This is a genomic window from Pseudoalteromonas sp. SR45-5 (assembly GCF_014163565.1).
Taxonomy (GTDB): Bacteria; Pseudomonadota; Gammaproteobacteria; order Enterobacterales; family Alteromonadaceae; genus Pseudoalteromonas; species Pseudoalteromonas distincta.
This window is the reverse complement of the sequence record NZ_JACJDN010000229.1, coordinates 1-5,804: the sequence shown is the minus strand read 5'-3', so window position 1 is coordinate 5,804 and position 5,804 is coordinate 1. Positions and strand designations below refer to the sequence as shown.

The following is a 5,804-nucleotide window of genomic DNA, read 5'->3' as shown; positions in this document are numbered from 1 at the left end:
TTGTGGATTAGATACCTTTAATGCACGTAACCGAGCGTCTAATCTTTCGTTTGATGAGCTTAACGGCGCACTTCGCCTAGCCCATGAATACGGCTGTGAAATATTTTTAACGCTAAACGTAGTTATATTAGAGCACGAAATGGGCGCGCTATTTAAGCTACTTAACCAACTCGTAAATACCACGCTCGATGGCATTATTGTGCAAGATTTAGGGTTATTCAATATAGTTAAAAAGCACTTTCCTACTTTGCATATTCACGCATCAACTCAGTTAACCACCCATAACGAATCACAGGTTGAGTTTTTAGCGCGCATTGGCGCTACACGTGTAAATTTATCGCGCGAGCTTAACCTAACTGAAATTAAAATATTGACCGACGTAGCGCACAAATGTGATGTATTAACCGAGGTGTTTGTACATGGTGCATTGTGTATTGCGTTTTCGGGGCAATGTTATTCAAGCTCAGTAAGTGTGGGTAACTCAGGTAACCGTGGTCGTTGCTCACAAGCATGTCGTGATGAATACGAGCCAACGGCTATGGGTAACAAACATCCGTTAAACTTAAAAGACAATTCAGCCTATTTTGATTTACCAGAGCTGGTAGCCGCAGGTGTTGACTCGTTAAAAGTAGAAGGTCGCATTAAAGGTGCTAACTACGTTCATACCGTTATTGATAGCTGGCGCAAACAAATAGATACCTTTGTACAAACAGGTAACTTAATTGAAGACGATTCAAGCTTATACAAAGTATTTAACCGTAATTTTACTAATAAGTTTTTGCAAGGTGACATGACAAAAAACATGTTTACCGACAACCCGCGCGACCATAGCTTTGATCACGCTAACGAAAAGAGTAACGCGATTTCGGTTGTGCAAATTTACGATGCACAACAAGAGCTCGCCGCAGAAAAAAATGACATTGATACGTTAGTTAAAAAGAAAATTGAGTTTTTAGATATTTCAAAGCGAGAACTACGCTTTGAGTTTAGCGGCCAATTAAACCAGCCATTTACAGTAACACTGACAATAAACGATAAACACGACAACACCCTAGCAGAGCAAAGCGCTCTGCAACCTCTACGCTTTGAAGTTCAATCGCAAATGCCTATGCAAACCGCCGATAAATCGATTGTGGACATTGCAGCTATTGATAAACGCTTTAAAACCTTTAGTAATGCCAATTTTGAAATTAAAAATATGGATTACTCAAACTTAGGCAACAACTTGAGCATTCCGTTTAAAGAGCTTGCCCGTATTAAAAAGCAAGTCGCGTTTTTATTAAACGAAGGCAAAGACGTACTCGCCCCTGTTGAACTGCCAAAACTAGTAAACCACCCTAAAGCCGATAACAAAACAACACTCTCTATTTTAATATCGGACATAAAAGACGTTCATCTATGTGATTTAACAGATGGCGATGTTTACTTTAAATTACCAGAGAGCTTTAGAACCGATAACGATAAATACATTAATGTATTTTTAGAGCACCCACATTTAATTCCGTGGTTTCCGGCGGTGTTAATTGGTAAAGATTTTGAAGAAGCGGTACGTTTGCTAGAGGTTGTAAAACCTAAGCTTATTATTAGTAACAACACAGGCGTTGCATTTAAAGCAGTACAAATGGGTATTGACTGGATTGCAGGCCCGTTGTTAAACACCACAAACTCTTATGCGTTACTTACACTACAAGAAGATTTAAACGCAAAAGGCGCGTTTATTTCAAACGAAATAAACAAACCACAAATGCGTAATATTAAACGCCCTAACAACTTTAAAATGATGTACAGCATATATCATCCAATACTAATGATGACTAGCCGACAGTGTTTTTTCCAACAAACCGTTGGCTGTAAAAAACCACGTATTGACGCAAGCTGTATGCTGAGCTGTAAAAAAGAAACCACCGTTACCAATGTTAAAGGTATTAGCTTTGCTATTGATAAACAAAAAGGCGGCTACCCAAGTATTTACAACCATGAGCAATTTTTAAACATGGATATTGTGAGTGACTTTGCCGACAAATTTGACGAATTTATGATTGATTTAACCGACATTGGCTCAGGCGATAAAGAAAAACTGGATAAAGCCGTGTTACTTGCGCATTTTCAAGATTTAATTAACGGGCAAACACAAGCGGTTGAACACTTAAATAGCTTGGTTAAAGTACAAACCCGCCAGCAGTATGTTGAAGGCCTAAACAGCTAAGGTAACTAACATGACATTGCCATTATTATATTCATTACAACACTGCCCATACGCAATGCGTGCACGAATGGGTATTTTAATGGCAGAGCAACAAGTACTTCTACGCGCTATAAAAACTAAAAATAAACCGCCGCATCTGTTGCAAATATCGCCTAAAGGCACTGTGCCTGTTTTATTACTGCCTAATAACCAAGTTATAGATGAAAGCCTCGATATAATGCTGTGGGCTTTAAAGCAAAACGATCCGCATAATTTACTGCATACTCAAGACCCATTAGCACTTGAGCGCATGCTTGAGTTAATTAAGCTAAACGACACGCAATTTAAACCGGTGCTCGAAAAGTACAAATTTTATGCTCGTACAAAAGACATGGCACAAATTTATTATCAAAAAGCCTGCGAAGAGTTTATTAAGCAATTTGAAGTAAAACTAACCACGCATAAATACTTAATAGGCGATGAAAAAAGTCTAGCCGATTATGCCCTGCTGCCATTTATTAGACAGTTTGCCCGCGTAGATAAACACTGGTACTTACAAAGTGAATATACGCATGTTCGTGCATGGTTAAACGAGTTTTTACACGCCCCTATTTTCACCAAAGTCATGGCCAAATTTGATTTGTATATGGACTGCGGCGAAGAGTTTTTATACGGCGTTAAAAAGTCTTAACTTAGCCTTTGTTTTATAAGGAATTACATTACTTTAACTAGCTGTAAATCTCAGCATTGAATTATTCTCATCATCGGATTTAAGCCTTATATTTACGCTATACTGCCCTCCCCATTATTAACAAACGCTATGCATTATGAACTACTCAAACTTTGGCACTAAATTTACACAACCCAACGGCATTACCCAATTAATGGAAGACTTAGGCGGGGCTAAAAACAGTAACAATCCTAATATTGTTATGCTGGGTGGCGGTAATCCCGCATTAGTACCACAAGTAAATGAGGTTTTTTAAGTGAATTACAAAAACTTGTTGCCAGCAATAAAGTATCGCAAGTATTTGGGCTTTACGATGGCCCAACCGGTAACGACGAGTTTAGAGCTGCATTAGCAGGCCAGCTAAGTAAAGAGTACGCATGGGATATTAGCGCTGATAACGTAGCACTCGGTAATGGCAGTCAAGCTAACTTTTTTGTGCTGTTTAATATGTTGGCAGGCGAAATGCCGGATGGCAGCCAAAAAAAGATTTTATTCCCCCTCGCGCCAGAGTACATAGGTTATGCCGATCAAGGTTTATCGGCTGATATGTTTGTTGCCATAAAGCCTGATATCGAAATTTTAAATACAGGCAGCACATCAAAACAGTTTAAATACGTCATTGATTTTAAAGCAGTTGAGAAAACACTAGCAAACGACAGCAGTATAAGCGCGCTGTGCGTATCACGCCCAACCAACCCAACAGGTAATGTAATTACTGACGATGAAGTAAAACACCTTGATTTGCTTGCTAAGCAATATGGTATTCCACTCATTATTGATAACGCATATGGCGATCCGTTTCCAGGTTGTATTTACACCGATGCAAACCTAACGTGGAACTCAAATATAATTTTATGTATGTCACTTTCAAAACTGGGCCTACCGGGTTTACGCAGCGGTATTGTAGTTGCAAACAATGAGATTATTAAAGCAATTGGCCGCGTAAACGGCAGCATGGTGTTATCGCCAAATAGTATTGGCCCAAGCTTAGTGACACGCTTAATTAACGACAACGAACTACTGCCACTGTGCCGCAACGTTGTACTGCCTTTTTATCGTAATAAAGCACACATAGCGATTGAGTTGTTTGACGAAGTATTTGCCGAACTGCCTGTTTATTTGCACAAAGTTGAAGGTGCATTTTTTATGTGGCTGTGGTTTAAAGATACAAAAATAACAAGCGAGGTGTTGTATCAACAACTTAAAGAGCAAGACGTGTATGTGATCCCAGGTCACAACTTTTTTATCGGCATTGACGATGATTGGGCGCACAAGCACGAGTGTATTCGTATTAACTATGCTACCGATGCAGACACCCTAAAAAAAGGCTTAGAAGCGATTAGAAGCCTAATAAAGTAAATATACTGATGCCGATATAAATATCGGCATCATTCATTTAACTCGCTTATATATTCGTTTAAAATTCATGCAAATGCACTGTATCCCCTTTAAATCTATATACAAGTTGGTATCCTACGCGCCCTTTTTTAATATATGCTTATAAAAAAGAAATCGTCAAGGAGCGAATACTGCTGCAAGGCACTTACTGTAAGTGACAGCTTTAACACAATCGGCATCGCGTATAAATATTGGTTTTAAACGTAAGATGTAACTTTAAATAGCAACATGCAATAGCACTATTAAGGCCAATTATGCGATTAGGACCAGGACTACTCGTCACCGCTGCCTTCATTGGACCAGGGACCATTACTACCGCCAGCGTGGCAGGTGCAAACTTTGGTTTTGCACTTATATGGACGTTACTGTTTTCAGTAATTGCCACTATATTATTACAATCCATGGCGGCGCGCCTTGGCGTTACTACCGGGCAAGATTTAGCACAAGCTCTTAGAGCAAATATTCAAACGCCTTTATTTAAATCCTTGGCGATATTTTTAGTTATTAGCGCCATTGGCGTAGGCAGTGCAGCTTATGAAGCGGGTAACTTAAGTGGCGCTAGCATGGGGTTAATTGAAATATTCCCTCAAATTAACTCCCAACTATGGACACCACTTATTGCTTTTTTAAGTGCTGCTTTACTGTATAGCGGCAAACATAAAGTAGTTGAAAATGCGCTAATTTTACTCGTTATTTTAATGAGTTTAGTGTTTATCTCAACACTTGTAATGGCAGCACCTTCACTAAGTGATGTATTTGCCGGTTTTATCCCTAGTATGCCTGAAGGTTCTATTACAACTATATTGGCATTAGTCGGTACGACCATTGTGCCGTACAACTTATTTTTACACTCAGGCGTGCTCGCTGCCAGACACGACAGTAACAGCGATATGCAAAAAATGATTAAAGAAACAAATGTTGATACAGGCCTATCAATCACCTTAGGCGGTGTGATCACTTTAGCTATTTTATCTACAGCGTCAGTTGCATTTTATGGCACCGATGCGGGGCAAATTAGTGCAGCTAACATGGCCGTGCAGCTAGAGCCATTGCTTGGCGACGCCGCTCATTACTTTTTTGCTATTGGTTTATTTGCTGCAGGTTTAACAAGTGCTATTACAGCGCCACTTGCAGGTGCTTACGCCGTGTGTGGCATGTTAGGATGGTCTAACGATATGGGTAACTCACGTTTTAAAGGCGTTGCTATTGTTATTTTATTGTTTGGTGCTGCGGTGGCCTCATTAGGTTTAGACCCAGTAGCGGTAATTATATTCGCGCAAGCGGCTAACGGGTTATTACTCCCTATTGTTAGCACCTACCTTGTATGGCTGGTTAATCAAAAAGGGGTTATGGGAAACTACACTAACTCTTTGTTATTAAACCTGGTAACCCTACCCGTTTTAATCCTAATTTTTGGGCTAAGTAGCTACAAACTAATTAGTTTAATTTTTTAATTAAATTCTAAAGGTCATATTTAAAGGCCGCTGTTTA

General features: G+C 39.4%; 3 protein-coding genes and 1 pseudogene. All 4 read left to right on the top strand.

The annotated features are described in order from the left end of the window. Window positions 1–2,206, top strand: a 2,206-nt coding sequence (locus H5072_RS10190; RefSeq protein ID WP_182693467.1) for a peptidase U32 family protein, incomplete at its 5' end; no start/stop codon positions are given. A 10-nt stretch (window positions 2,207–2,216) separates the two neighbouring features. Beyond that, the gene (locus H5072_RS10185; RefSeq protein WP_154903022.1) at window positions 2,217–2,876 is read left to right on the top strand and encodes a glutathione S-transferase; all 660 of its coding nucleotides are present in this window, start codon (window positions 2,217–2,219) and stop codon (window positions 2,874–2,876) included. A gap of 136 nt (window positions 2,877–3,012) precedes the next feature. Beyond that, window positions 3,013–4,274: pseudogene (locus H5072_RS10180) on the top strand (valine--pyruvate transaminase). 293 nt (window positions 4,275–4,567) lie between these two features. Next, on the top strand, window positions 4,568–5,767 hold the full coding sequence (locus H5072_RS10175; RefSeq protein WP_182693466.1) for an Nramp family divalent metal transporter: 1,200 nt from the start codon (window positions 4,568–4,570) through the stop codon (window positions 5,765–5,767). Window positions 5,768–5,804: the final 37 nt, after the last annotated feature.

Bases quoted from the DNA above. Each gene is read 5' to 3' on its own strand.
- H5072_RS10185 (WP_154903022.1), top strand. From the start codon at position 2,217: ATGACATTGCCATTATTATATTCATTACAACACTGCCCATACGCAATG.
- H5072_RS10175 (WP_182693466.1), top strand. From the start codon at position 4,568: ATGCGATTAGGACCAGGACTACTCGTCACCGCTGCCTTCATTGGACCA.